This is a genomic window from Sphingosinicella rhizophila, assembly GCF_032378825.1.
Classification (GTDB): domain Bacteria; phylum Pseudomonadota; class Alphaproteobacteria; order Sphingomonadales; family Sphingomonadaceae; genus Allosphingosinicella; species Allosphingosinicella rhizophila.
The window spans coordinates 487,875-513,702 of record NZ_JAVUPU010000003.1; the positions used below are offsets into that span (position 1 = coordinate 487,875).

Here is a 25,828-nt window from a genome sequence, read left to right on the forward strand (position 1 = left end):
GTACAAATCCTCGCACCTTCAAATGACGTCATGACGTCACCGTAACAAAACAAGGGAGATAAGAATGACTATCAAAGCACGGTCCCACGGCCTCAATGGCCTTCGCCTCTCGCTTCTCGGCGGCGCCAGCAGCGCACTCCTCGCCACGCTGGCGGCCACGCCGGCAATTGCTGGCGATGCTGCGGTCAACGCGAATTCCGCTACCGTCAACGGCTTCGCCGCCGTCGGTGGCGTTCAGAACAATGCCGCGCCGATCAGCGCCGATGCGAGCAACTCCGTTCTCGGCATCAATACCAATGAGCAAGGCACGACGTCGAACACCGTCAGCACCAACACCATCGGTGCGACGGCGCTTGCCAACACGATCAACCAGACGGGGGATCTCAACCTGATCGGCGATACGCCGGACGGCATCACCAGCCTGGTCTTCCAGATCAATTCGGGCCTGGTCACCAGCAATGCCGACAATAACGTGATCGAAACGCTGCTCGGCGGGCTGCCGACGTCGGCTGAAGAAGATGGCAACACCATCTTCGCGCGGACCGCCGTCAACACCAGCAACACCGATCTGACCGGCGACGTTCCGAACGGCTTTGCCTCGACCATCCTCGGCGATGGCCTCATCGTCGACGCCGGCACTGCCGGTAACGGCAATTATTCGGCGGAAGGCAGCATCGCTGCACTCACCGTCCAGGGCAATTCAGGCGCGGGCTCGAGCGCGACGCTCGACACCAACCGCATCTCGCTCGGGATCGACACCCTCGGCACGTCGACATTGTCGAGCATCGAAGGTGCCTTCACCGTCGACGGCAACGAAATCTCCGCCGAATATGAAAGCAATGTCGCCAGCACCAACGTCACGATCGGCGGCGGCGAAAGCCCCGTCTTCGCCGGCTCGGCCGCGGTGACCAGCTACCAGTACAACTCGACCGACGCCCATGCCGGCGGCCGCAACGCGGAAACGCTCAATTCCATCATTGGTGCGGACATCGACAATAGCGGCGGCGTGGCCGCAGAATCGTTCGGCGGCAGCCTTTCGGTCAGCGACAACGAAATCGGCGCTTCGGCCACCGGCAACAGCGCCCTCGGCGATGTCGATGGTGCCGGGAATCGCATCGTCCTCGAAAGCGGCATGTCCTTCGCCGGCGCCGGCACGACCGGAGATTCGGGTGCATTCGTGACCCCCGGCCTGGTCATTATCGGCGGCGACGCCGATCTTCTGGTGACCAGCGTTCAGCGGAATATCGATGCGGCCTGGCTCAATTCCCGCACCGAGACTGCGGCGATCACGGCCTATGTTCTCGAACCCCAGGGTGCGACCATCGACGTGTCCGACAACACGATCGAGACTTCGACCAACGGCAATGAAGCCTCCAGCGCCATCTTGAACGAAGGCACTGCTGCAAGCTTCGCCGGCACCGCCGCCGTGGTGAACTATCAGAGCAATGTCGATGGCGTGACCCGCGCCGTCACCGAAGACACGGTCATCGCGGCCAGCATCGGCGCCGCTGTTCCGGGCAATGTCGACGACAATGTCGTGACGGTGAACGCGAACGAAGTCCGCGCCATCACCACCGGCAACAATTCGGCGCAGCTGCTCGATCTCGACGCGGTCGCTCTCGACATTGGCAACGGCACGGCCGACTTCACGCTTTCGGCTCCGTTCCCGATCGTCGCGGACGCCGACGGCACCGCAACCGTTTCCAACATCCAGATCAACGACAACACCCCGACCAGTGCGCTGAACCTCGGATCGTCCATCCTCGTCCAGGGCATCACCGGTAACAACCAGGCACTTCGCGACAGCGAGTTCGAAGTTGCGGGCAACGTCCAGGAAGCTATCGCCGCCGGCAACATCGCCAACAGCGATCTCAACCTCGACGGCAATGACGTTGGAACGGGCGCGGGTATCAACAGCCTGCAATATAACGATTTCGACGCCGAGGTGCTGGCTCGCTTCCGCGGTGACGCATCGATCGACGTGGGCTTCAACTCGGTCTCGAACGACATCAACCTGTCGAACAACCAGCAATATGCGGTTGCGTCGGGCAATGCTGCCCAGAACGATGCCACCGTCGATGCGAACAGCATCCTGATCGCTGGTGCGGCCCTTGGCGAGATCGCCATCTCGATGGACGATGGCATCCTGGCCAGCAGCGCCGGCTATGTCGTTCAGAACGGTCAGATGCAGCTGGGCGACGTGTTCGCCGAGGTTCTGTCGAATCCGGATACTTTCGACAGCGGCTCGCTGCTCGACGTCGACGTTGCCAACCGTCTTCGCCTCGGCTCGGCACTCTCCATCGACGAAAATGCGATCGCAGCTCGTGCCTTCGGCAATGACGGCGGCAACGCTCTGTCGGTGGATGCCGGCAACCTGACCGTCGATGGCGATGGATTTGCCAATGTCGCGGCCGTCAGCAACGGCCAGTGGGTCGGCGAAGTCGACATCGATGCCGATGTCGATAGCGACGAAGAAGCGATCTCGATCCGGGTCGGCGGTCAGTTCGAACAGGCCAGCAGCATCTCGGTTTCGGACAATGATGTCGCCGCCTCGGCCATCGGCAACCGCATCATCGACAACGATCTGAACGTCAGCGGCAACAATATCGTCGTGGCCGCTGCCGGGGGTGACGTGCGCGGTTCGGTCAGCTCTGATGCCACCGTCGACGTGAACGCGGCTTTCTCCGTGCAGAATGCACAGGTGAGCGCTGCCGACATCGATGCCGAGGTCCAGAGCGACGAAGGTGACGATGCCGACATCTATATCAGCCTCGGCAGCGCCTTCACCGATTCTTCCGTGAACGTCGAAGGCAATGCCTTCTCGGCCACGGCATTGGGCAATGTCGGCTCGAGCGCGCTGACCCTGGAAGCAAACAACCTCCAGGCCACTGCGGCCATTCAGAATTATCAGGAACTGAGCGGCGGCGTGGATGCAGAAGTCGGCGAAGAAGACGGCAGCGGCATTCTGGTGGAAGCCGGCGGTGCGACCAACACCGTCGACAATGTTTCGGTTTCGCTGTCGGAGAACATCCGTACCGCCCGGGCGATCGGCAATGACGGCGTCACCGTGCTGGACGTCTCCGCGAATACGATAAGCGCTTCCGGCAACAACGTCGCAGCCTTCGCGGACGATGAAAGCGCCTCGGCAGATTTCGTCCTCGGCAATGATCAGGAAGCCGATGGCGCCAGCATCAGCGCTGATGCCGACAGCAGCATCGAATTCGTCAACCTTGGCGCTCTCACCAGCGTCACCGACTCTTCGATCGATCTGCTGGGCAACGTCCACACCGTCGAAGCCGCAGCCAATCGCGGTGCGAACAGCCTGTCGCTCGAGGGCACCAACGTCGTCAGCGGTCAGTTCGCGGTGAACTCGGCGCTCTATTCCTACCAGAGCGGCGATGCGGTGGACGTGGAGGCTACGTCGACATTGGAGCTTCGTGCCCCGATCGAGGTCAGCAACACCAGCGTCGACATCAGCGGCAATCGCAATGTTGCCCGCTCGTACGTTAACAGCGTTGAAAACCAGATCATCATCTCGGCCACCAATCTGGCCGGCGAAGAGGGCGGTTCGGCGGCTGTACTGGGCGCCGACAACGAGGCCACTTCGGTGGGCGATCATGTACTGAACAACAACCAGTTGGCCAGCGGAGAGCTGAACAGCGAAGTGTCGACCTTCATCAGCAACAACGACGTCGGCGGTGTCGGAGTGAACAACTCATCGTTGAACGTCAGCGGCAATATCACGACGGCCGAAGCCACTTCCAACCGGGCCATCAACACGGCGTCCGTTTCCGGCCTCGCCAACAACGGCGCGTCCGCTGTGGTCTCAAGCCATCAGGTGAGCAGCACGAATGTCCTGGCGGAAGCCGTGACGGATGCTGACCTCTCCTCGAACAGCAGTGCCGGAACGGCGCTGGCGAATAGCGGGATCGCCCTGAACAACAATGCCACCAACGCTCAGGCGGCTGGCAACGTTGCGGCGAACACCCTCAACTATTCGGGCGGCACGCTGGCTCCGACCGCGACTGCGGCGACTGTCACGTTCGATGGGACCGACCTCAACGCCTCCGCTCCGGCATTGGTGCTGAACAGCCAGTCCAACACCGGATCCGTGAGTGCCGTTGCCACGGGCATCAGCCACACGGTCGCGCTGAACGGGTTTACCGGGGCGGCCACCAACTCGACCGTCAGCGTCTCCGGCAACAGCGCGAATGCCGTCGCGTTCGGCAATTATGCCGTCAACACGATGTCGGTGAATGGCCTCAACAACGGCGCTGCCGCCGGTCTGGCCAACGTCCAGAACAATACGGGCGCCATCTCGGCCACTGCCAACGCTTCGATCACGATCGGCGCGCCGGCTGGAGCCGTGGTCAACAGCAGCCTCGGTGTCACCGGCAACACCGTCGGGGCAACCGCGGTGGGCAACTCGGCGTCGAATGTTATTGGTCGCTGATCCTACATAAAAGTCGAACAACTGGGGCCGTCGCGGCGACGCGGCGGCCCCTTTCTTTGTCTTGCCCCGGCCTGGCGAGCCGCCGGCACGGCGCGTCGGCCCCGATGCAACTTTATCCGCTGCGGCTCTTTATTCCCCGGACGGACATGGCGCGGCGATGAGACAGGGGCACGGCCCGCTTGCTCTCGTCCCGCGGAGACGGGAGGAACGCAGCCATCGCCAATTTCATGTTCTGCACGGGGATCGAGAACAGCATCCCGACGATCCAGAATGGCCGCATCCGGGTCGACCAGATGGAGACATGCGGCCATTATGAAAGATGGCGCGAGGATTTCGACCTGGTCGAGGAACTGGGCATCCATTTCCTCCGCTACGGACCGCCCATCCACCGCACCTTCCTGGGCCCCGACAAGTTCGACTGGGAGTTTTCAGACCTCGCCTTCGCGGAATTGAAGCGTCGCGACATCACGCCGATCGTCGATCTCTGCCATTTCGGCGTGCCCGACTGGCTGGGCGATTTCCAGAATCCGGATTTCTCCATGCAGTTCGCCAATTATGCCGGCGCCTTTGCGGACCGCTATCCCTGGGTCCAGCTCTATACGCCGGTCAACGAGATGTTCATCTGCGCGGTCTTCTCCGCCAAATATGGCTGGTGGAACGAGCAGCTCACGACGGATCTCGGGTTCGTCACCGCCTTGAAGCACATCGTCAAAGCGAACGTGCTGGCAATGATCGAGATCCTCAAACGGCGCTCCGACGCCATCTTCGTCCAGAGCGAATCCTCCGAATATTTCCATGCCGACAGCCCCGCCGCGATCGGCCCCGCCGAAATCATGAATGCCAGGCGCTTCCTGTCGCTCGACCTCAATTACGGGCGCCGCGTCGACAGCGAGATGTACGAGTTCCTGATGGATTGCGGGATGACGAAGGAGGAATATCATTTCTTCCTCCATCACCGGCTGAAGCAGCATTGCATCCTGGGCAACGATTATTATCGCACGAACGAGCATCGCGTTCATCCCAACGGGCATACCGAGGCGGCGGGCGAAGTGTTCGGCTATTCCGAGATCACGCGCCAATATTATGAACGCTATCGGCTGCCGGTCATGCATACCGAAACCAACCTGGTCGAGGGCCCGACCGGACAGGAAGCGGTGCAATGGCTGTGGAAGGAATGGGCGAACGTGCTGCGCCTGCGCAACGTGGGCATTCCGACCGTCGGCTTCACCTGGTATTCGCTGACCGATCAGGTCGACTGGGACACTGCCCTGCGCGAGCAGAACGGCAACGTCAACGCGCTCGGCCTCTATGACCTGGACCGCAAGATCCGCAATGTCGGCCGCGCCTATAAGCAGCTGATCGCCGATTGGCGCGACGTCCTTCCGGCCTCGAGCGTGTGCCTGGTGGTACCGATCGTCCCGCCATCCCAGGCCGGAGGAGCGCATGCGCGCGACCAGGAGCGGGACGCCGACCGGTTCAAGGAAGGGGAGGAGGGACAGGCCTCGTCGCCGGAGCTCGGACCATGACGCCGGCAGGACCAGCGATGGAGGCAAGGCGATGAAGATCGGCCGGATCGAAACATTCTACGTGCCGCCGCGCTGGCTGTTCGTCCGCGTCGAAAGCGAGGATGGCGCCGTCGGCTGGGGCGAAGCGAGCCTCGAAGGCCATGCCGAAGCAGTGGACGGCGCCATGGAGGCGCTGAGAGACCGCTTCGTCGGTCACGATCCCTATCGCATCGAGGATATCTGGCAGATCGCCTATCGCGGCGGCTTCTATCGCGGCGGGCCGGTGCTGATGTCCGCGCTCGCCGGCCTGGAACAAGCCCTGTGGGATCTGAAGGGCAATGCGCTCGGCCTTCCGGCCTGGCAGATGCTGGGCGGCATGGTTCGCGACAAGGTGCGCGCTTATGCCTGGATCGGCGGCGACCGGCCGCACGAGATCGGCGAGGCGGCCGCCGCCCGACGCGGGCAGGGTTTCTCCGCCGTCAAGATGAACGCCACCGCCGACCTCGACTGGCTCGGAACACCGAAATTGTTCGAGGAGGTCGTGAAAAGGGTGGAGGCGGCGCAGGCGGCGGGAATGGATGTCGGTCTCGACTTTCATGGCCGCGTCCACAAGCCGATGGCCAAGCAGCTCGCCAGGGCATTGGAGCCGCTCGGCCTCCTGTTCATCGAAGAACCCTTGCTGTCCGAGAATCCGGAAGGCCTGGCCCAGATCGCCCAGCTGACCAGCATTCCGATCGCGCTCGGCGAGCGGCTCTATTCCCGCTGGGACTTCAAGCCCTTCCTGGCCTCGGGCGCGGTCGATATCATCCAGCCCGACCTCAGCCATGCCGGCGGCATCCTGGAATGCCGGAAGATCGCCGCCATGGCGGAAGCCTATGATGTCGCGGTCGCACCGCATTGTCCGCTCGGGCCGCTGGCGCTGGCGGCCTGCCTCCAGCTGGCCGCCTGCACACCCAATGTCGCGATCCAGGAAATGTCGCTGGGCATCCACTACAATGTCGGACACGATCTGCTGAATTTCGTCCTCGAGAAGGAAATGCTCACCCCTCAAGACGGCTATCTGCCCATCCCGCAAGGGCCTGGCCTCGGCATCCGCATCGACGAAGCAGCCGTGCGCGAAGCCCATAAGGACCGTCATCGCTGGCGCAATCCGGTCTGGCGCCACCAAGATGGCAGCTTCGCAGAATGGTAGCGGTGGAGCTCAGCCGGGCGGTCCCCGGCCTGCTTCATCCTTCCTCTGCGATGGGAAAGGAAGGATCCGGATCAGGCCACCACGCGCAGCTTGCGCGATCCGTCCGCGGGTATCGCGCAATAGCCGAGTTCGTCCTGCAACCTGGCAAGTTCCCGCTCACGCGATTGCCGATAGGCGCCGGCGTAGCGCGCATCGCATTCCGCCTCCTCGGCCGTCTGCGGCCGGAAATAGGCGATCGACAATTGCCGGCCGAAGAAATCGTCGCCGCGCATCTTCATCTGCGGCTCGGCATCGGTGGGAAGACTGTCCCGAACCGCGATCAGTTGTTCGATCAGCGAGTCCAGGGACGTGCAATCCCTGATCTCGATGAAATCCTTCACCATCCTACTCATTTACAAACCCCTCCCGGAATCCCCGGAACATGAAATAGCTTGCGCGGGAATCTTCCCGCAAGAACTAATCTATATTTATCCACAATCTGGTTTCCGAGCCATGAACATCGAAGACAGGGAACAGCAATCCGGCGGCGACGACAGGCTGATCTTCCTTGGGAATGAGCGTATCGCGTTGAACCTCGCGCCGGTGCAGGGAGGCGCCATCGCAAGCCTTGCATATCGTAACGGCAACGTAACTATCCCTGTATTGCGCGGTCGGCCGTGTCGCCCAGCTTCTATATTGGAGGCCGCCTGCTTTCCGCTCGTTCCTTATTGCAACCGCATTCGGAACGGACGCTTCCGCTTTCGTGGCCGCGATGTCACACTCGCTCCAAATATGGAGGGAGACCCCAGTCCGCTCCATGGACAGGGGTGGCTCAGCCCGTGGCAGGTGGTTCGACACGACCGGCTGGAGGCCGAGCTCAGCTTCCACCACGCGGCTGGCCAATGGCCATGGCGCTATGAAGCGAGACAGATATTCTCCCTGAACGGCGGCATATTGGCGATCGACCTCACCTGCCGCAACCTGTCGGACGATGCGATGCCGTGCGGTCTCGGGCAACATCCTTATTTCACCTGCACCATCGACACCCGCCTCGACACTGAAGTCGATTCGGCCTGGACGGTCGATGAGAATGTCCTGCCGGTCGAGAAGGTCGAGGCCGCCGGCCGCTACGACCTTCGGGACCGGCGGATCTGCGCCCAGGATCTCGACAATGGCTTTGGCGGCTGGCGCGGCGAAGCCAGGATCGACGATCCCACCTGGCCGTTCCGCATCCGTCTTGCTTCGCCGGACGCCGGCTTCTTCCAGCTCTATTCTCCGATGGAAGGAGATATGTTCGTGGCCGAGCCTGTGACGCACGCCAATGCCGCACTCAACGAGCCGGAGGCGGACTGGGCCACCCTGGGGCTCAAGCTATTGGAGCCCGGCGAGCAGATGCGCCTGAGGACACGGATCGAGATCGTCGGAAAGTGAAGATCGCCACATTCAATGTCAACGGAATCAACGGGCGTCTCCCCCGCCTGATCGAATGGCTCGAGGAAGCGAAGCCGGACGTCGCCTGCCTGCAGGAATTGAAGGCGCCGGACGACAAGTTCCCGGCCACGGCGTTGGCCAAGGCGGGCTATGGCGCCGTCTGGCACGGGCAGTCACGATGGAATGGGGTGGCGATCCTGGCGCGGGGCGGAGAGCCGGTGGAAACGAGACGGGGCCTTCCCGGTGACCCCGACGACAGCCATTCCCGCTATATCGAGGCGGCGGTGCAAGGCGTGCTGATCGGCTGTCTCTATCTCCCCAACGGCAATCCCCAGCCCGGTCCGAAGTTCGACTACAAATTGCGCTGGTTCGAACGGCTGATCGAACATGCCGCAAGTCTCAGGGAAGCGCCTTGCCCGGTCGTGCTTGCGGGAGATTATAACGTCATCCCGACCGATGCCGACGTCTACAAGCCGGAAAGCTGGCAGGACGATGCCTTGATGCAGCCGGAACCGCGCGCCGCTTATCGCCGACTGCTCGACGAAGGCTGGACGGATGCCATCCGACACCTGCATCCCGATGAGACGATCTACACATTCTGGGACTATTGGAGAAATGCATGGGCGCGCAATGCCGGGCTGCGCATCGACCATCTGCTTCTCAACGGCAGAGCCCTCAAGCGTCTGACCGAGGCGGGCGTCGACCGACAAGTGCGGGGAAGCGAAGGCGCCAGCGACCATGCACCCGCCTGGATAAAGTTGAAGGATTAACGCGGCGATCTTTGTGAGGACGCCGCCGACGCGGCTCGGTCGGGTCGCGATGGACGGATCGGTGTCACCCGCCAAATGGCATTCGAAAGATCGTCCGCGATTATCAGTGCGCCGCGCGGATCGATGGTCACGCCGACGGGCCGACCGCGAGTCTTGCCGTCCGCTCCCAGGAAACCCGACGCGAAGTCGATGGGAGGACCGGCAGGGCGGCCACCTTGAAATGGAACGAAGACAATCTTGTATCCGCTGGGATCGTCGCGATTCCAGCTGCCATGCTGGCCGACGAAGACGCCCTGGGAGAAGCGGGCGCCCATTGCCGGCGTGGAGAAAGCCAAGCCCAGCGGGGCGACGTGCGACCCCAAACTATAATCGGGGCGGATCGCGGAGGCGACCTTTCGGGGATCCTGCGGGCGGACCCGCGGGTCCACGTTGCTACCCCAATAACTATACGGCCAGCCATAGAATCCTCCCGGCCGAACCGCCGTCAGATAATCGGGAACGAGGTTCGGACCGAGCTCGTCCCGCTCGTTCACCACGGCCCAGAGCCGGCCCATGCCGGGCTGAATGGCCAACGCCGTCGGGTTGCGAAGGCCGGTGGCATAGGGCTTGTGGGCCCCCGTTTCGGAATCCACCTGCCATATCATGGCCCGATCCACTTCGGCCGCCATACCTCGTTCGGTGATATTGCTGTTGGAGCCGATGCCTACGTAGAGGAATCGTCCATCCGGACTTACGGCGAGCGCCTTCGTCCAATGATGATTGATTTCTGCCGGCAGGTCCGTGACCTTGGCGGGCGGGCCAGCGGCCCGGGTCTGTCCGTCTCGATATTCGAACCGGACGAGAGCATCCTGATTGGCGACGTAGAGGAAGCCATTGGCCAGTGCGAGCCCATAAGGCGCATTCAGATTCTCCGCGAAGATCGTGCGGCCTTCATAAACCCCGTCGCCGTCGCCATCCCGCAGCAATGTCAGCCGGTCGCCCCCACCGACCGCACTTGTTCCCTTCGACTTTATATAGCCCGCGATCACGTCTTTCGGAGTGAGTTTCGGCGCGCCGCCCCCCTTTCCCTCGGCGACCAGGATGTCGCCATTGGGAAGAACCAGAGTCTGGCGCGGTATCTTGAGGTCGGTCGCGATTGCGGAAATCGTGTAGCCCGACGGCACCGTCGGCCGCAATTCGCCCCACTCGGCCGGCTTCGCGATCTCCATGGCGGGGAGGAGGCCGCGCTCAGGGTTCGGAAGATCGACATCCGGACCATGTTGCACCGGATTAGAATCCCCGCCGCAGCCGGTCATCAAGGCCGAAAGGGCGAGGGCGGATGCCAGGTTGACGCGCATCATCTCGTCCTGTCCGCCCGAAAAGTCGCGAAACCGATCCATGTCGCCAACAGGATCAGCCCCGCCACGATCGCCGACAATATGAGGCCAGCAGGCATGCTTCCCCATGCATCCCTGGAATGAATCAAGGCATTGATGAAGCCGAGCACCCATGTTGCCAGCAGGAGCAGAACCAAGAGCAGCGCTCGTTTCCCTCGGCGGTCTGCGCGGAGCAGATCGACGATCGCCCAAAGGAGCGCGAAGCCGCAGAAGACCAGTCCGCCGGCCATCAGCCATGATGCGAAATTGGTCCATTGCACCTGGTAACTCGACAGATAAGCAAAATCGCTGAGCGCGGCGCCGAGAAACAAGGGGACCGAAAAGGCAAGCAAGGCAGCATGAACCGGATGCAGTGTCCGCGGATATGCTGAATCGATGGTTGCAGCCACGATTTGTCCTTCCTGTCGGCCCCGCGCAGCATCCGGCAAGGATGCGATCGAACAATATTCCCGTAGGATCTTCCGGGTTCGGTGCCCTCTGACACCGTCCGGCTGGCGCACACGCGAGTATATTGAAAATGCGGAGGGACGGTGTCGGTTCCAGGGTCGGGGCATTTTGAGAGAAATGTCCGGGGCGACCTGATCCCCGGGGCGGCTTGTTTTCGCGGCCCGATCGACGATAGCACCGGGAAATCGGCATGTTCTGTTCATCGCGCATTATCGCTGGCGGGAACCACGGCGCGCCTTCCGCAGTTCGAACAACCGAGGCAGATGAACGGGGCCGTCACGGAGCGAGATGACCGGATCGAGGATCTGGATACCTTATTGCGGGGCTGCGCCGAGTCCGGCGGAGTGGCTCGACCGCTGGAATCTGGATCCCGCCTTGCTTCTGCTGCTTGCCGCGCTGCCTTTTCTCTATCATCGGCTTCGCCGCGAGCCTCTGCGCACACGACGCGCCTGCTTCGCCGCGGCCTGGTTCATGCTCCTGCTCCTGTTCATTTCTCCCTTCTGCGCGCTGGCTTCCGCGCTCTTCTCCGTCAGGGTCGTGCATCACGTCCTGCTGACGGCGGTGCTCGCGCCGATGATCGTGTCGGCCTTTCCGCGCAGCCAGGCCCCAATCTTCCGGCCCCTGGCCGCCTGGACGGCTGCGCAGGCGCTGATCTTCTGGGCATGGCATTCGCCGGACCTGTACGGGCAGGCGCTGTCCAGTGATGCAATCTATTGGCTGATGCAGGCCAGCCTGCTCGGCAGCGCCGCCGGTTTCTGGAGCGCGCTTCGGATCGCTTCGCCCCCCGCGGCCGTCGCGGCGCTTCTGGTGACCATGGTACAGATGGGACTGCTCGGCGCTCTGCTCACATTCAGCGGCTCCCCGCTCTACGCACCGCATCTCGCGAGTACGGCGATATGGGGATTGTCACCCCTCGAAGACCAGCAACTGGCCGGGCTTATCATGTGGGCCCCGTCGGCCGGCCTTTATCTCGCCGCAGCCTTGATAATCTGCGCACGCTGGCTCCGGCGCCATGAGCGCCTGCCGCTCCCGTCATGATCGAGCGGCTTCGTGCCTGGGCGGCGACGCACACCGAGCAGGATCGCTACTCCCCCGTTGGCATTATTTTCCACTGGGTCATGGCCGCCCTGGTTCTCTTTCAGCTGGGCTGGGGATGGTATATGGGATGGATCCATCCCGGCGGCGACAAGCTGGCCGCTTATGAGGTGCACGGCGCTGTCGGCCTGTCGATCCTGATCCTCGCCTTGCTGAGGCTGGTATGGCGGATCGTGATCCCGGGACCTGTCAACGATGCCGACCGGCAAGGTTGGCAGACACAGGCAGCCTATGTGACCCATTGCCTCTTCTATCTGTGCTTCTTCGGCCTGCCCCTCAGCGGCTGGGCAATGTGGTCGTCGCTGGCGGAGCCAGGACCACTCCATCTGGCCGGCGTCCTGCCTTGGCCGCGACTCCCCGTCGAAGAGCTTTCTCTCGCGACGCGCTGGACAATCATGGACGTGGCCGAGGATGTGCATCACCTTCTCGTCCTGCTGCTTGTCGTGCTTGTTCCAGCTCATGTGGGCGCGGCGCTGAAGCATCATTTCTGGGATCGGCACGACGTTCTGACGGGAATGCTCCCGGAGATTCCGGATGCGCGGGATCCCCAGGCAGCCTCGCGGCATAATCCGCAAGAGTCCGAGCTTCCGCAGGGCTCAGCAGCCGGCTGATGACTTGCATGACATTGCCGGGATCGTTGCGGCGCTTTCCGTGCCGCCAGAGCTCGATCTGTTCCGCCAGATAAGCCGCGGGCTGACCCCCGAGTGGAGGGTTGGCAGGGCCGATGCCTTCGCCGCGCAAGCCGTGGCAGGAGGAACATGCGGGCAGGCCGCGCTGGGGATCGCCATGAACATAGAGCCGAGGCGCCGGAGCCGAGGGTAAGCGGCGTCGAGGCTCGAACGGCAGGGAGGCGTAAAAGGCGGAGACCGATTGGCGGTGCGTGGAGGTGAGCGGTCGCGCGATATGCTCCATCATCGGATGCCGTCTGCGTCCGCTTGCATAATCTTCGAGCTGCCGGCCCAGATAGCCGGAGTCCAGACCAGCGAGGCGGGGAGCATCCGCGCCGTTGCCGCGTCCGTCGAGACCATGACAGGTGAAGCATGCATTGGACGCGCCTGACGCTCCGCCGCTCAGGGCAATCATTTTTCCATCCGCTGCGAAGCGATCGGCCGAAGCGGTGTCGACGGCGCTGCAGGCGGGCAGGAACAGAAGCGCAATGGCGCTGCCTGCATTCCGCAACCGTTCCCACGCAAGGTCCATGAAACCGGGAACCTCTCCGGTACCGTGTCGGTTCCGGATGCGGAACGTGGTCCTTTTCGTCAGCCAGGGGGACATTTGTCGACGACCCAGATCTTTCTGCCTCTGCTTCTTCTCGTGGGAGCCTGCAAGCCGCCTCCGGACGCACGGCAGCAGATGCCGGGCGCCAGCGTCGAGCGCGGCAAAGCGGTGATCGAACGCGTCGGCTGCGGCGCTTGTCATATCGTGCCGGGGATAAGCTGGCCGCAAGGACGGATCGGGCCTGCGCTCGGGAATTTCGCGGGCCAAAACCTTATCGCCGGCCAGCTTCCGAACAGGCCCGATATATTGGCGGCCTTCATCCGCAACGCGCCCGCATTGGTGCCCGATACCAACATGCCGGCGATGCCGCTTTCGGAACAGGAGTCGCGCGATGTCGCAGCGTATCTTTACAGGTTCGAGGATCTCTGACGTCTCCCAGGATTGGCTCGGGGGATGGCCTCCGCCGGTGTTCGATCCAGCCGGCCCGTTCGCCGGATCAATCGCGACGCTCGCCTGGATCCTCATGGGCGTCGCGGCCGTGGTCATGCTGGTCGTCGCCGCTGCGCTGTGGGTCGCGCTGTTCGGGACCGGGAATTTGCGGAGCAAGCTTGGGGGAAAGCGCACCATCTGGCTGGGCGGGATATTATTCCCCATGGTCGTCCTGACGGCACTGCTCGTCTACGGCCTTTCGCTGACACGCAATCTGACGGCACCGATCCGCGGTGACGAGATGCGGGTGCGGCTGGTCGGCGAAATGTGGTGGTGGCGGGTCGCCTATCTCGACAGGCGGAGGCAACCGTTCATGATGGATGCCAACGAGCTCCACATTCCGACCGGACGGCCCGTCGTGCTGGAGCTTCAATCGAGCGACGTGGTCCACAGCTTCTGGGTGCCGCGCCTGTCCGGAAAACTGGACATGGTGCCCGGGCGGACAAACATCATGCGCATCCAGGCGGATCAGCCGGGGACATTCGGCGGTCAATGCGCAGAATATTGCGGCGGCCCGCACGCCTTGATGGGGTTTGTCGTGATAGCGCATGAGCCGGAGGCCTTCGCGGCCTGGCTGCGCGCGCGGCAAGAGCCGCAAGAAGCCGCCATTTCACCGGAAGCCGCCCGCGGCGCCTCGCTGTTCATGTCCACGGGCTGTGCCGCCTGCCATCGCATCGCCGGGACCGGGGCCAATGGCCTGGCCGGGCCGGACCTCAGCCATATCGGATCGCGGCGTACACTCGGCGCCGGCATCCTCCCCAATAATCGCGGTGCTTTGATGGGCTGGATCGGCAATGCGCAGGCGCTCAAGCCCGGCAATCGGATGCCGCCTTATACCATACTCCCCGGCAAGGATTTGCAGGCAATAGCCGCTTATCTCGAGACGAAGCGGTGACTTCCGAGACCGGCTTCGATCCGGAATCCTATCGACGCTTTCCGACCAGGGACAAGCGTCCGGAGGGCGAACTGGCGGAGCTCAACCGGATCTGGCACGCGCCCGGAGGCTGGGCGCGTCTGACGGTCGTCAACAATAATTATATCGGCTTGTGGTACGTTGCCGCTTCGTTTCTCTTCTTCCTCCTGGCGGGAATCCTCGCACTGGTGATGCGGGTGCAGCTCGCATTGCCGCTGAACGGCATTCTTTCGCAGGAGACCTACAACCAATTCTTCACCATGCACGGGACGATCATGATGTTCCTGTTCGCGGTGCCCGCCATGGAGGCACTCGGCGTCATGCTGCTCCCGCAGATGCTGGCCGCCCGCGATCTGCCCTTTCCACGTCTTTCGGCTTATGCCTTCTGGGCCTATCTCGTCGGAGGCCTCTGCTTCTTCGCATCCTTGTTCTTCGGCCTGGCGCCGGATGGCGGTTGGTTCATGTATCCGCCGCTGACCAGCACCGCCTTCTCGCCCGGTATCAATGCCGATTTCTGGCTTCTGGGGATCGGCTTCATCGAGATTTCCGCGATCGCGGGTGCGATCGAGATCATCGTCGGCGTCCTGAAAACCCGTGCGCCGGGCATGACGCTCGACAGGATGCCTATCTTCGCATGGGGAATGCTGGTCTTCGCCGGCATGATCGTGATCGCATTTCCGGCGGTGATCCTCGGCACGCTGCTTCTCGAGCTGGAACGCGCGTTGAACTGGCCATTCTTCGATCCCACCCGTGGTGGCGATCCGTTGCTCTGGCAGCATCTTTTCTGGTTCTTCGGGCATCCGGAAGTCTACATCATCTTCCTCCCCGCCTCGGCATTGGTGACGATGATGATACCGGCGCTCGCGCGAACGCGGCTCGTCGGCTACAATCTCATCGTCCTCGCCATGCTCGCCACCGCCTTCATCAGCTTCGGCGTCTGGTCGCATCATATGTTCACGACGGGGATGCCGCGGCTTTCGGTCGGATTCTTCTCGGCCGCGAGCATGGCGGTGAGCGTGCCGGCCGGCATCCAGGTCTTCTCCTGGATTGCGACTTTCGCCGCGGGCAGGGCGCGCTTCAATACGCCCACCCTCTTCGTTCTGGGTGGGCTCTTCACTTTCACATTCGGCGGTCTGACCGGCGTCATGGTCGCGATGGTGCCATTTGACTGGCAGGCGCATGATACGCATTTCATCGTCGCACATCTCCATTATGTGCTGATCGGCGGAATGGTTTTTCCGCTTTTCGCGACCTTCTATTACTGGATGGGGATGACGAGCCGCCGCCCGCTTTCGGAGCGCCTCGGCAAAAGGATATTCTGGATGATGTTCGTGGGAATGCACGTCACATTCCTGCCAATGCATCTAACCGGTTTGATGGGCATGCCGCGCCGGGTCTACACTTATCTTCCCGGCCACGACTGGGATGTCACGAACCTGCTTTCGACGGTCGGCGCCTTCATCCTGGCAGCGGGCGTAATGCTGTTCCTGATCGACCTCGCCCGCAATTTCCGTTTCACGGTCGAGGAGGATGCCGGCAATATCTATGGCGGCGGCACGCTCGAATGGTTGCCGACCGGACTTTATTCCACCCGCAGCATTCCGGTGGTGCGAAGCCGCTATCCGCTCTGGGACGATCCGGACCTCGGTGAAGACGTCGAAAAGGGACGCTATTTCCTTCCGAATGCCCCGACGGGGCGCCGCGAGACGATCGTCACGAGCCCGATCCGAGCGGAGCCGCAATATATCCAGATCATGCCGGGCCCTTCCGTCTGGCCCTTGCTCGGCGCGATCTTTACTGCGGGCTTCTTCCTCCTGATGACGATCCAGGCTTATGTGCCGGCCCTGATCAGCGGCGTGCTCGCCGTTCCATCGGTGCTTCGCTGGCTGTGGGAAACCGATCGGCCAGTAGCCGCGAAAGAAGTGGAAGTGGGCGGGGGCATATGTCTGCCAACCTATGTGACCGGTCCGAGCACGCATGGCTGGTGGGCGGTGATCGTACTTCTCGTCGTGATCGGCATGATCTTCCTCATGACCATATTCAGCTATCTTTATCTCTATGGCATCCATCCATCGGTCTGGACGGCGCCGCCCGACATGGTCTGGCTGATCCCATTGCTGGTCGGCTATGGCGCCCCTGCCGCGCTCGCAATGACGGCCCGGAAGCTGCTTGCCCGCGAACGGACGACGTTGTGGACCCCGCCGACCTTGATCCTTGCCGCGGGGGCCGGCCTCCTCCTCGCCCTGGGGATCGACTATTGGAGCTGGCGGACCCATGGGCTGCAGCCGCAATTGTCCAGCCAGGGTGCCATCGTGCATGCCTTCCTGGCGCTTCAGGCCATTCTTGTCGCGGTCGCGGTGCTAATGGCCATTTACCTGGCGGCACGCACAAGCAGGGGTCTCGTCACGCGTCCCCGAAACAACAGCTTCGATATCACGGCGATCTTCATCAGCTATACGGCTGCCCAGGGCATGCTTGCGGCGCTTCTGGTCCGGCTCTTTCCGGGAGCAGTCTAGGTGCGCGCCTGGTCCCTCCTTCTCAGCGGCCTGATCGTCTGGGCGATCCATTTCTTCGGCAGCTACGTGATCGCAAGCATTTTCCCCGGAACGATGCTGGCGCGTGCGCTGATCCTGATACTGACCTTTTTTTGCCTGATCGCCGACGGATACCTGTTGTGGAGCTTCTCCCGTGCGCCGACACATGGCGGTGACCGGGTGAACCGCTGGTTGCGATCCTCGTCAGCCTTGGCCGTGGCGTTCTCGGTAATCGCCATTTTCTGGCAGGGACTGCCGGCAGCGCTTGGATAGCCTGCTCTTGCGTGCGGATCCTAATTCATCGTCCGGCTGAGCAGCCACAGCCCGATTGCGAAGGTCGCGAGCGACGCGACGGAATCGTAGCCCATGCGCAAAATCGCCTTGTCCTTCCGTTCGAGCAGACCGACGACCACCATTCCCGTCATCATGACGGTGAGAATTGCCCCGATCGCCTCGAACGTCCCCGCCTGGCCGAGGACGGGCGCGCCAGGGTAAATGAGATCTGCGAGAAATATCAGCATGATATTGAAAATGTTCGTGCCGAATATGTCCCCGATCGCCATCTGATACCGGCGCAGTTTGACGGCGGCGATGGTTGAACTGATTTCGGGAAGCGATGTGGCCAGGCCAACAAGGATGAAGCCGATCATGCCTGCCGAAATGCCGGTTTTTTCCGCGAGAGCATCGGCCGATGAAGACAGGACGAAGCCGGCAACGAGGATCAATGCTGCACATAGCATGATCAGGAGAATGAGCAGCCAGAGCGGTCGCGGGTCGCCTTCGCGATCCCCGTCCTCCGCATTGTCTTGGCCGCCGACGACTTCCCAGGTGTGGCGATGTTCGAATCCGGAGGAAATCCACAGCGCAGCCACGGCGCCCGCAGCAAGGGAGGCCGAGCCCAGTCCGAAGCCGAAAATCGGAATGTCTCCTGCGGTCGCGACCATGGCCACGACGGAGGCAAGCAGCATCGCAAGCACACCCTGCATGAGCGTGGCCGGCCGCGCGGCCCGGACAGTCAGCGCCTCGCGGCCATAGACGATGTCGGCGACGGCCAGGATGAGGATGTTGATGGAGGCCGTGCCAAGCAGATTGTTGACTGCCAGCGGCGCGTTGCCGATCGAAGCGGCCGTGCTGACCGCCGCCACTTCCGGCAGCGAACTCACGCCGCCGAGCAGGAGCATCCCCATCAGCGCCTGTCCGGCACCAGTCCTCGTCGTGACGGCATCGACATAATGGGCCAGCCGCCAGCCTCCGAGCCAGGTGGCCACGGCTCCGGCGAGGAAGACAAAACCGAGCAGCGGAAGCGAGAGGGAATCGAAAGCCATGAGATTCGGATCAGCTCTCCAGCCAGGCCGTGGTGCGGCCAGGCCGGGACGGTTCGTCGCGGCACTGCGCCAGCGGATGTCGAAGTCGCGCATCCTTTCGGGTCATGCGCGCTTTGTTGGGTGACGCTCCGCGGCGAAAGTCGTTCCGGACCTCCTGCCGGCTGCCAAGGCAGGCACCTGTCGGCATGGTTTACAAAACCCTAATGATGAGAGCAGAATCGCCCGCATTACAGCGATTGGCCCACTTCTTGCTTCGACCGGGTCATGCTCAACAAGCTCGCCAGGCCGTTCCTGATAAAAACCAGATTCGAGGCCTTTGCGGTCATCTACGCGCTGGCCTTGGGAGCGGTGGAACGGGGCTTCCACTATCTCCATCAATTTCCCGGGACGGGCGGCTATCTGCTGTTCGCGGCCTGCACGGGCGCGGTGTTCATGGCGGGTGCGAAGATCCTGGACGCGACCAGGCCACCGCGCTTTCGCCGCCAAAGCCTTGCCCGCGCAATCGCACGCGCCCGTCAGGCCGATTGACTGGCCGACTGACGGGAACGGTGCTTTGCCGCGGTCGTTATCTCGTTTCAGGTGGACGAGGATCAGGTCATGACCGGCGATGAAAAACGCAGCGCCCCAGGCGAGATGGGAACGGGCGCGCGGGGATCCGGTGAATCGGGTGGCGGCCCCTATCCCAACCCCCATTCCGGCAAGAAGCCCGACAAGGACGGCTATATGGGTGATGGGGGCCAGACCGAGCAGCCTTATCATGGCAGCGGACAGCTTGGCGAAACGAATGTCGGCGATACCGAAAATGCCAATTCCGCGACGCGCGGAACCACCAAAGCGGATCGCGAATCCGACGCATAGCCTGACCTTCCTAACATTGGCGTGATTTCCCATTTGTTGGCATTGACCGCAGGGCAGATATCCATCTCTACGTTCGTTTTCGGCTGTTTTCCGCCATAAAGCGACTTTGGCACGGCTCTTGTAACCTTGTTGGCAACCGTCGGGACAGGCGGAAGGATCAACAAGGTTCAAGGAAGCCAGCAATGTTCGAATTGGGAAACATCCAGCGCATGGCCGTCTCGGTCGTCGGCGCAATCCTCCTCACCAGCGCCACCGTTTTTGCGGCGGCGGCACCGGCCGAGGTTGGCCCCTCCGTCGCTTATGCTTCGACCCACATCGGCACCGATGCGAATGGCTGAGGAACTCGCCATCATTCCGCCGGCGGTCGCGGCGACGCCCGCACCCTGGCCGATCCAGGCTCCGAGAGAGCGGGGGGCACGCCCCTTCCAGGCGAAGTTCGCCGCTCCCGCGCCGACCGGATTTCGGCCCCGCGGCATATTTTCCCGAACCCGGGACATCGTCGCGGCGAACATGGCGGATCTTTTGGACAAGGCCGAAGATCCCGCGAAGATGGTCCGGATGATCATCCTCGAGATGGAGGAGACGCTCGTCGAGGTGCGTGTGTCCGCGGCGCGGACGATAGCGGACCAGAAGGAGATGGCTCACCAGATCCGCAAGCTTGAGCGTTTGCAGGATAGCTGGACGGAAAAGGCGGAACTGGCCCTGTCGAAGGATCGCGAGGATCTGGCCAAAGCGGCCCTCGTCGAAAAGCAGAAGGTCGGTCACCTTGCCGAAGGTCTCCAGGCGGAGATCGATCTGCTCGACGATACGATGCGGGCATCCGAAGCGGACATCGCCAAGCTTCAGGGCAAGTTGCGGGAAGCGCGTTCGCGCCAGAATGCGATCCAGAACCGGCTGGAGAGCGCGCAGAACCGTGCCCGGATGCGGGAAATGTATGCGGGGCCAAAGGTCGACGAGGCGTTTTCGCGCTTCGACGTGCTGGAACGGCGCGCAGACTTTGCCGAGGGCGCGGCCGATGCGCTGCTATTGGGCGCCCCGCCAAAGTCACTGGAAGAAGAAATCGCGGAGCTTCGCAATGCCGAAAAGGTCGAAGCCGAGCTCGAAGCGCTGAAGGCGCGGTTAAGCTGATCAGGAGGGAAAAGACGATGGCTTTGAGGACATTCTATCTCAACAAGCGGGATGCCAAATTCTGGGGCGTCTGTTCGGGCATATCCGATTATACGGGCGTCGACGTCACCTTGGTCCGCATCGGCGCTGTCGTCGTCACGTTGCTCGGCGCCTTTCCGTGGACGATCCTGGCTTACGGTCTCGCTGCCTTGCTGGTCAAATCCGGTCCGCACGGCGCCCATGAGAATAGGGGCCTCCGATCGGGCGTCACCGCCCGAAGTTCTGCCCGCGATCTTCGGATGAGCATGCGCGATATCGATCGCCGCATGGCCGAGGTCGAAACCTATGTCACGTCGACCGAGAGCAGCCTTGCCCGCGAGATCGAACAGCTGCGGCAACCGCGCGTCGAGCCGGCGAACCCCGCCTGAAGCCCCGGAGAATGGACATGAACGAACCCATGACCGCTATTGCCCTTGCCGGTTTCGCCCTGGTGGGCCTCACCATCGCTCTCGTCGCCATCCTCAAGGGCTGGCACGGCTGGCTCGAACTCAAGCGACTGGAATTGAGCGGCCTCCAGGGCCAAAGCGCGCGCAGTCCGGCCGGGGACCGAATCGAGATGGCGGATCTGAAGGAACGGGTCCGCAAGCTGGAATCGATCGCCGCCTGCATCGATCTTTGACGCGGGAGGCATATTCCTGACCGAAAGCGCAGGGACTCGCCGAAGGTCCTATCGACCTTGAACAGTCGTTGCTCCTTGTTTTCCGTATTTTCCGCTTAGTCGGATGATTCCATCGCCCTGAAATGTTTCTAAGGCAAACGGGTCTTCGTGACGGTCCGGTCCTTGCCCGCGATCCGCCAGATATCGCCGAAATCCGCATGGACCAGCGGGTCCGGCCGCTCTCCGCTCAGTGCGTAGACGATATCGGGCACAGTATTGCTGTGGGCGACGATCAGGACCGGTGCCGGTTCCTTCATCACTTCCATGATCAGTCCGCGGCTGTCCGACGGATCGTAGATCCTGGGCGTGATCCCCAGTTTCTCGGCGAGCGGTGCTGCCGTCTGACGGGCACGCCTGGTATCGCTTACGAAGATGGCCAGCGGAGGTTCTTCGGCGAACCAGTCGGCGAGCAATGCCGCGCGCCTTTGTCCGGCCTCCGTCAAATCCGGATCGGAAGATCCCTCCAACGTGTCGAGATGCCGCATCACATAGAAGGTGGAAGGCGGCTGGATCGGCGCGGGCGTCATGCAACCGGACAGGAGCAAGGCGAAAAGGGCGAGAACATAGCGAGTCACGGATATTTGCTCCTATTGCCAATTTTAACTAGTCGTCGCCGCAATCCGAATCATCCGCAACCCCGGGTCGGCGAGCGCAAGGCGACAAGGGGTGCATCGCCGAAAAAAATCCATTAGGGGGCAGCCGCGGCACTCCATTTAGGACAAGGCAAGGCCCAATGAGGACAAAAAAGGCATGACGAGCAAGACAGAGCGCCGCAACCAGCCGGTGCTCGCCCTTCATGTGCCGGAGCCCGACGCGCGGCCCGGTGACGAAGTCGACTTCAGCCACATCACTATCCCGGCCGCGGGCAGCGTGCGCCGCCCGGACGTGGCCGCGCCGGCCAGCGAGACGCATGAACTCGTCTACAGTCTGGTTCGGGTGCTTGACGACGAGGGCAAGGCTGTCGGCCCGTGGGATCCGCGGCTCGACGCGGACACGCTGCGCAGGATGCTTCGCGACATGATGCTGCTGCGCGTGTTCGACGACCGCATGTATCGCGCCCAGCGGCAGGGCAAGACCAGTTTCTACATGAAATCGACCGGCGAAGAAGCGGTCGGCGTCGCGGCCGCTTATGCGCTGCATCGCGACGATATGTGCTTTCCGACCTATCGCCAGTCAGGCCTGCTGATCGCGCGCGATTATCCGCTCTACGACATGATGTGCCAGATCTATTCGAACAGCGGCGACAAGCTCAAAGGCCGCCAGCTGCCGATCATGTATTCGGACCGGGCGCATGGCTATTTCTCCATCTCCGGCAATCTCGGCACGCAATTTCCGCAGGCAGTGGGCTGGGCCATGGCCTCGGCGATCAAGGGCGACAGCCGCATCGCCGCCACCTGGATCGGGGACGGCGCGTCGGCGGAAGGTGATTTCCACGCCGCCGTTACCTTCGCCGGCGTCTATCGGGCGCCGGTCATCCTCAACATCGTCAACAACCAATGGGCGATCTCGACTTTCTCCGGCATCGCCGGCGCGGAGCTCACGACTTTCGCCGCCCGCGCCGTCGGTTACGGGATTGCCGGTCTTCGGGTCGACGGCAATGATCCGCTCGCCGTCTATGCGGCGACGCGCTGGGCGGCCGACCGCGCCCGCGCCAATTTGGGCCCGACCCTCATCGAAATGTTCACCTATCGGGTGGAGGGCCATTCGACGAGCGACGATCCGACCGCCTACCGGCCCGCAAATGCCGGCAAGAGCTGGCCGCTGGGCGATCCGGTCGAGCGGCTTCGCCGCCATCTGGAAGGACTGGGCGAGTGGGACGAGGAGCGCAATGCGAAGCTGCTCGAAGAGCTGGGCGCAGAGGTGCGCACGGCCCAGAAGGAAGCCGAAAAGCTTGGCACGCTCGGCAATGATCCGAACCTGGATGTCGCATCGATGTTCGACGACGTTTTCGAGGAGATGCCCTGGCATCTGAAGGAACAGCGCGAGCTGGCGCTCGCCGAAGTGGAGGCGAAGCGCCGATGACCGTCATGAACATGATCCAGGCGATCAACAGCGCCCATGACGTGATGATGGAACGCGATCCCGATATTGCCGTGCTCGGCGAGGATATCGGCTATTTCGGCGGGGTCTTTCGCGCCACCGAAGGGCTGCAGAAGAAATATGGCCGCACCCGGGTGTTCGACGCTCCGATTTCAGAGAATGGCATCATCGCCGCCGCGATCGGCATGGCCGCCTATGGACTGAGGCCCATCGCCGAAATCCAGTTCGCCGACTATATCTACCCAGCCTTCGACCAGATCGTCTCGGAAGCCGCCCGCATGCGTTACCGCACCGCCGGCGAGTGGCCGATGCCGATGGTGGTCCGCTCTCCTTATGGCGGCGGGATCTTCGGCGGCCAGACCCACAGCCAGTCGCCCGAGGCGCTGTTCGCCCATATCGCCGGCATCAAAACGGTGATCCCGTCCAATCCCTACGATGCCAAGGGCCTGCTGATCGCCGCGATCGAGGACAATGATCCCGTCCTCTTCTTCGAGCCCAAGCGTATCTATAACGGGCCGTTCGACGGCTTTTACGAGCGGCCGGTGACGCCCTGGGCGAAGCATCCCTCGGCAGAGGTTCCCGACGGCCATTACACCGTGCCGATCGGCAAGGCATCGATCGTGCGCGAAGGCAATGAGGTGACCATCCTCGCTTATGGGACGATGGTCCATGTGGCGCTCGCGACCGCCGAGGCCGAAGGGGTCGACGCCGAGATCATCGATCTGCGCACGATCGTGCCGCTGGACATCGAGGCGATCGAGGCGTCGGTGAAAAAGACGGGCCGTTGTGTCGTGGTGCACGAGGCGACCCGCACCGCCGGCTTTGGCGCCGAGCTTTCGGCCTTGGTGCAGGAACGCTGCTTCTATCATCTCGAAGCGCCTGTGGTGCGTGTGACGGGATTCGACACGCCTTATCCGCATTCGCTGGAGTGGAATTATTTTCCGGGTCCTGTCCGGCTGGGCCTCGGGCTCAGAAAAGTATTGGAGGATTGATCGGCCATGGCCCGCTACGAATTCAAGCTTCCCGACATCGGTGAAGGCATTGCAGAGGCCGAGATCGTCGCCTGGCACGTCAAGGTCGGCGACCAGATCGAGGAGGACCAGCAGCTCGCCGACATGATGACCGACAAGGCGACTGTGGAGATGGAGTCTCCCGTCGCCGGCAAGGTTCTGGAAGTGGCCGGCGAAGTCGGCGACCAGATCGCCATCGGATCCGTGCTCGTCGTCATCGAGACCGAGGGACAGGTTCTCGCCGAAGAGGTCGCGCCGGCTGCGGAGCCGCGGCCCGATGAGAGCGCGCGTCACGACGAGGTTGCGCTCGCCGATGGGCTGGTCGAGGAAACGCCCGCTCTGGAGGCGGCGATGCCGAGCGCCGGCGAGGCGCGCGGCGATGAGCGGCCTGCCGAACCGGAGGGCCGCGAAAGCGATCGACGCGGCAGCGACGGCGAAGCCGCGGTCGCCCGGCCAGGCGGACCAGTGCTGGCATCGCCGGCCGTGCGAGCGCGTGCCCGCGACCTTGGCATAGACCTGGCGAGCGTGAAAAGCGCAGGCGATCGCGTTCGCCATGCCGATCTCGACGCTTATCTGCTCTATAATGGCGGCTCCGTTTCCCATGGCGCCGCCGCCCGTCGCCAGGATGAAGAGATCAAGGTGGTCGGCCTCAGGCGCAAGATCGCCGAGAATCTGCAGGAGGCGAAGCGCCGGGTACCGCATTTCACCTATGTGGACGAAGTCGACGTCACCGCGCTCGAGCAGACGCGGGCGATGATGAACGCCGATCGCGGGGGCAATCCCAAGCTCACCATGCTGCCCTTCCTGATCACGGCGATGTGCCGCGTCCTCCCCCAATATCCGCAGATCAACGCACGCTATGACGACGATGCCAATATCATCCGCCGATCCGGCGCCGTCCATATGGGCATGGCCACGCAGACCGATAGCGGCCTTGCCGTTCCCGTGATCCGCAACGCCGAGAATCGCGACGTCTGGGATCTCGCCCGCGAGATATTGCGCGTCGCCGAGGCGACGCGGGCCGGCAAGGCCACGCGCGAGGAGCTTTCCGGTTCGACGATCACGATCAGCAGCCTCGGCCCGATGGGTGGCATCGTCTCGACGCCGGTGATCAACCGGCCCGAAGTCGCCATTATCGCGGTCAACAAGGTCGAGGAGAAGCCGGTGGTCGTGGATGGCCAGATCGTCATCCGCAAGAGGATGAACCTGTCCTTGTCCTGCGATCATCGCGTCGTCGACGGCTGGGACGCGGCAAGCTTCATCCAGGATCTGAAGAAGGTGCTGGAAAACCCGCTGAAGCTCCTGTCGCTGCGATAGGATGATTTCAGGTCGGATGGGATCGTCCGACCCGCGGGACGGCAGGGCAAA

At 62.7% G+C, this 25,828-nt stretch carries 25 protein-coding genes and 1 pseudogene; 20 read left to right on the forward strand and 6 right to left on the reverse strand.

Annotated features, from left to right (window positions below; translation table 11 throughout):
- Positions 1–64: 64 nt before the first annotated feature.
- From RQX22_RS08145 to dgoD, 3 genes are all read left to right on the forward strand, one after another.
- The gene (locus RQX22_RS08145) at positions 65–4,453 is read left to right on the forward strand and encodes a beta strand repeat-containing protein (RefSeq protein ID WP_315725378.1); all 4,389 of its coding nucleotides are present in this window, start codon (positions 65–67) and stop codon (positions 4,451–4,453) included.
- Between the two features lie 227 nt (positions 4,454–4,680).
- Complete coding sequence (locus RQX22_RS08150) at positions 4,681–5,979, forward strand: family 1 glycosylhydrolase (RefSeq protein ID WP_315725380.1); 1,299 nt, start codon at positions 4,681–4,683, stop codon at positions 5,977–5,979.
- 31 nt (positions 5,980–6,010) lie between these two features.
- The gene (gene dgoD, locus RQX22_RS08155) at positions 6,011–7,150 is read left to right on the forward strand and encodes a galactonate dehydratase (RefSeq protein ID WP_315725381.1); all 1,140 of its coding nucleotides are present in this window, start codon (positions 6,011–6,013) and stop codon (positions 7,148–7,150) included.
- A 71-nt stretch (positions 7,151–7,221) separates the two neighbouring features.
- On the opposite strand, the gene RQX22_RS08160 is transcribed toward dgoD, so the two are convergent.
- A complete protein-coding gene (locus tag RQX22_RS08160) occupies positions 7,222–7,542 on the reverse strand; it encodes a hypothetical protein (protein ID WP_315725383.1) in 321 nt (106 codons plus the stop codon).
- Positions 7,543–7,642: 100 nt separating this feature from the next.
- On the opposite strand from RQX22_RS08160, the gene RQX22_RS08165 reads away from it, so the two are divergent.
- Positions 7,643–8,560, forward strand: coding sequence for an aldose 1-epimerase (locus tag RQX22_RS08165; RefSeq protein WP_315725384.1), 918 nt, complete (start codon positions 7,643–7,645; stop codon positions 8,558–8,560).
- Positions 8,557–9,330, forward strand: a complete 774-nt coding sequence (locus RQX22_RS08170) for an exodeoxyribonuclease III (protein WP_315725385.1) — start codon at positions 8,557–8,559, stop codon at positions 9,328–9,330. The genes RQX22_RS08165 and RQX22_RS08170 overlap by 4 nt, the downstream gene beginning before the upstream one ends.
- On the opposite strand, the gene RQX22_RS08175 is transcribed toward RQX22_RS08170, so the two are convergent.
- Both RQX22_RS08175 and RQX22_RS08180 read right to left on the reverse strand, forming a co-directional pair.
- Positions 9,327–10,667: a PQQ-dependent sugar dehydrogenase gene (locus RQX22_RS08175; protein ID WP_458309539.1), complete on the reverse strand. Its 1,341-nt coding sequence runs from the start codon at positions 10,665–10,667 to the stop codon at positions 9,327–9,329. The two genes, RQX22_RS08170 and RQX22_RS08175, sit on opposite strands and share 4 nt — an antisense overlap.
- A complete protein-coding gene (locus RQX22_RS08180) occupies positions 10,667–11,095 on the reverse strand; it encodes a DUF2231 domain-containing protein (protein WP_315725388.1) in 429 nt (142 codons plus the stop codon). The genes RQX22_RS08175 and RQX22_RS08180 overlap by 1 nt, the downstream gene beginning before the upstream one ends.
- 346 nt (positions 11,096–11,441) lie before the next feature.
- On the opposite strand from RQX22_RS08180, the gene RQX22_RS08185 reads away from it, so the two are divergent.
- Together RQX22_RS08185 and RQX22_RS08190 are read left to right on the forward strand one after the other, a co-directional pair.
- Positions 11,442–12,191, forward strand: coding sequence for a cytochrome c oxidase assembly protein (locus RQX22_RS08185; RefSeq protein ID WP_315725390.1), 750 nt, complete (start codon positions 11,442–11,444; stop codon positions 12,189–12,191).
- Positions 12,188–12,859 (forward strand): cytochrome b, encoded by a 672-nt coding sequence (locus tag RQX22_RS08190; protein ID WP_315725392.1) that lies wholly within the window; start codon positions 12,188–12,190, stop codon positions 12,857–12,859. Before RQX22_RS08185 ends, RQX22_RS08190 begins: the two co-directional genes overlap by 4 nt.
- Before the next feature lie 37 nt (positions 12,860–12,896).
- Here RQX22_RS08190 and RQX22_RS19325 read toward each other — a convergent pair.
- Positions 12,897–13,523 (reverse strand): annotated as a pseudogene (locus tag RQX22_RS19325) (c-type cytochrome); the annotation flags it as partial.
- Between RQX22_RS19325 and RQX22_RS08195 the strand changes: the two are divergent.
- Genes RQX22_RS08195 through RQX22_RS08210 form a run of 4 tightly spaced genes read left to right on the forward strand, consistent with a single transcriptional unit; the run spans position 13,524 to position 17,675 of the window.
- Positions 13,524–13,895, forward strand: a complete 372-nt coding sequence (locus RQX22_RS08195; RefSeq protein WP_315725394.1) for a c-type cytochrome — start codon at positions 13,524–13,526, stop codon at positions 13,893–13,895.
- Between the two features lie 37 nt (positions 13,896–13,932).
- The gene (gene coxB / locus RQX22_RS08200) at positions 13,933–14,850 is read left to right on the forward strand and encodes a cytochrome c oxidase subunit II (RefSeq protein ID WP_315725396.1); all 918 of its coding nucleotides are present in this window, start codon (positions 13,933–13,935) and stop codon (positions 14,848–14,850) included.
- Positions 14,847–17,384 (forward strand): cbb3-type cytochrome c oxidase subunit I, encoded by a 2,538-nt coding sequence (locus tag RQX22_RS08205; RefSeq protein WP_315725398.1) that lies wholly within the window; start codon positions 14,847–14,849, stop codon positions 17,382–17,384. The genes coxB and RQX22_RS08205 overlap by 4 nt, the downstream gene beginning before the upstream one ends.
- Positions 17,385–17,675, forward strand: a complete 291-nt coding sequence (locus RQX22_RS08210) for a hypothetical protein (protein ID WP_315725400.1) — start codon at positions 17,385–17,387, stop codon at positions 17,673–17,675.
- A gap of 20 nt (positions 17,676–17,695) precedes the next feature.
- Here the strand turns inward: RQX22_RS08210 and RQX22_RS08215 are convergent, their stop codons facing one another.
- Complete coding sequence (locus RQX22_RS08215) at positions 17,696–18,820, reverse strand: sodium:calcium antiporter (protein ID WP_315725402.1); 1,125 nt, start codon at positions 18,818–18,820, stop codon at positions 17,696–17,698.
- 171 nt (positions 18,821–18,991) lie between these two features.
- Between RQX22_RS08215 and RQX22_RS08220 the strand changes: the two genes are divergently transcribed.
- The 6 genes from RQX22_RS08220 (at position 18,992) to RQX22_RS08245 (ending at position 21,371) form a co-directional block, all read left to right on the forward strand.
- The gene (locus tag RQX22_RS08220; protein WP_315725403.1) at positions 18,992–19,255 is read left to right on the forward strand and encodes a hypothetical protein; all 264 of its coding nucleotides are present in this window, start codon (positions 18,992–18,994) and stop codon (positions 19,253–19,255) included.
- Positions 19,256–19,324: 69 nt separating this feature from the next.
- A complete protein-coding gene (locus RQX22_RS08225) occupies positions 19,325–19,585 on the forward strand; it encodes a hypothetical protein (RefSeq protein ID WP_315725405.1) in 261 nt (86 codons plus the stop codon).
- Positions 19,586–19,767: 182 nt separating this feature from the next.
- Positions 19,768–19,923, forward strand: a complete 156-nt coding sequence (locus tag RQX22_RS08230; protein WP_315725407.1) for a hypothetical protein — start codon at positions 19,768–19,770, stop codon at positions 19,921–19,923.
- A complete protein-coding gene (gene pspA / locus RQX22_RS08235; protein ID WP_315725409.1) occupies positions 19,916–20,713 on the forward strand; it encodes a phage shock protein PspA in 798 nt (265 codons plus the stop codon). The genes RQX22_RS08230 and pspA overlap by 8 nt, the downstream gene beginning before the upstream one ends.
- Positions 20,714–20,730: 17 nt before the next feature.
- On the forward strand, positions 20,731–21,120 hold the full coding sequence (locus RQX22_RS08240; protein WP_315725411.1) for a PspC domain-containing protein: 390 nt from the start codon (positions 20,731–20,733) through the stop codon (positions 21,118–21,120).
- 17 nt (positions 21,121–21,137) lie between these two features.
- Complete coding sequence (locus RQX22_RS08245; RefSeq protein WP_315725413.1) at positions 21,138–21,371, forward strand: hypothetical protein; 234 nt, start codon at positions 21,138–21,140, stop codon at positions 21,369–21,371.
- Positions 21,372–21,499: 128 nt separating this feature from the next.
- Here the strand turns inward: RQX22_RS08245 and RQX22_RS08250 are convergent, their stop codons facing one another.
- Positions 21,500–21,985 (reverse strand): SixA phosphatase family protein, encoded by a 486-nt coding sequence (locus RQX22_RS08250; protein WP_315725415.1) that lies wholly within the window; start codon positions 21,983–21,985, stop codon positions 21,500–21,502.
- 175 nt (positions 21,986–22,160) lie between these two features.
- Here RQX22_RS08250 and RQX22_RS08255 point away from each other — a divergent pair, with 175 nt between their 5' ends.
- From RQX22_RS08255 to RQX22_RS08265, 3 genes are read left to right on the forward strand one after another with little or no spacing between them, the layout of a single operon-like run.
- Positions 22,161–23,432 (forward strand): 3-methyl-2-oxobutanoate dehydrogenase (2-methylpropanoyl-transferring) subunit alpha, encoded by a 1,272-nt coding sequence (locus tag RQX22_RS08255; protein WP_315725417.1) that lies wholly within the window; start codon positions 22,161–22,163, stop codon positions 23,430–23,432.
- Positions 23,433–23,437: 5 nt separating this feature from the next.
- The gene (locus RQX22_RS08260) at positions 23,438–24,442 is read left to right on the forward strand and encodes an alpha-ketoacid dehydrogenase subunit beta (protein ID WP_315725553.1); all 1,005 of its coding nucleotides are present in this window, start codon (positions 23,438–23,440) and stop codon (positions 24,440–24,442) included.
- A 6-nt stretch (positions 24,443–24,448) separates the two neighbouring features.
- On the forward strand, positions 24,449–25,777 hold the full coding sequence (locus tag RQX22_RS08265) for a dihydrolipoamide acetyltransferase family protein (protein WP_315725419.1): 1,329 nt from the start codon (positions 24,449–24,451) through the stop codon (positions 25,775–25,777).
- The last annotated feature ends 51 nt before the right edge of the window (positions 25,778–25,828 follow it).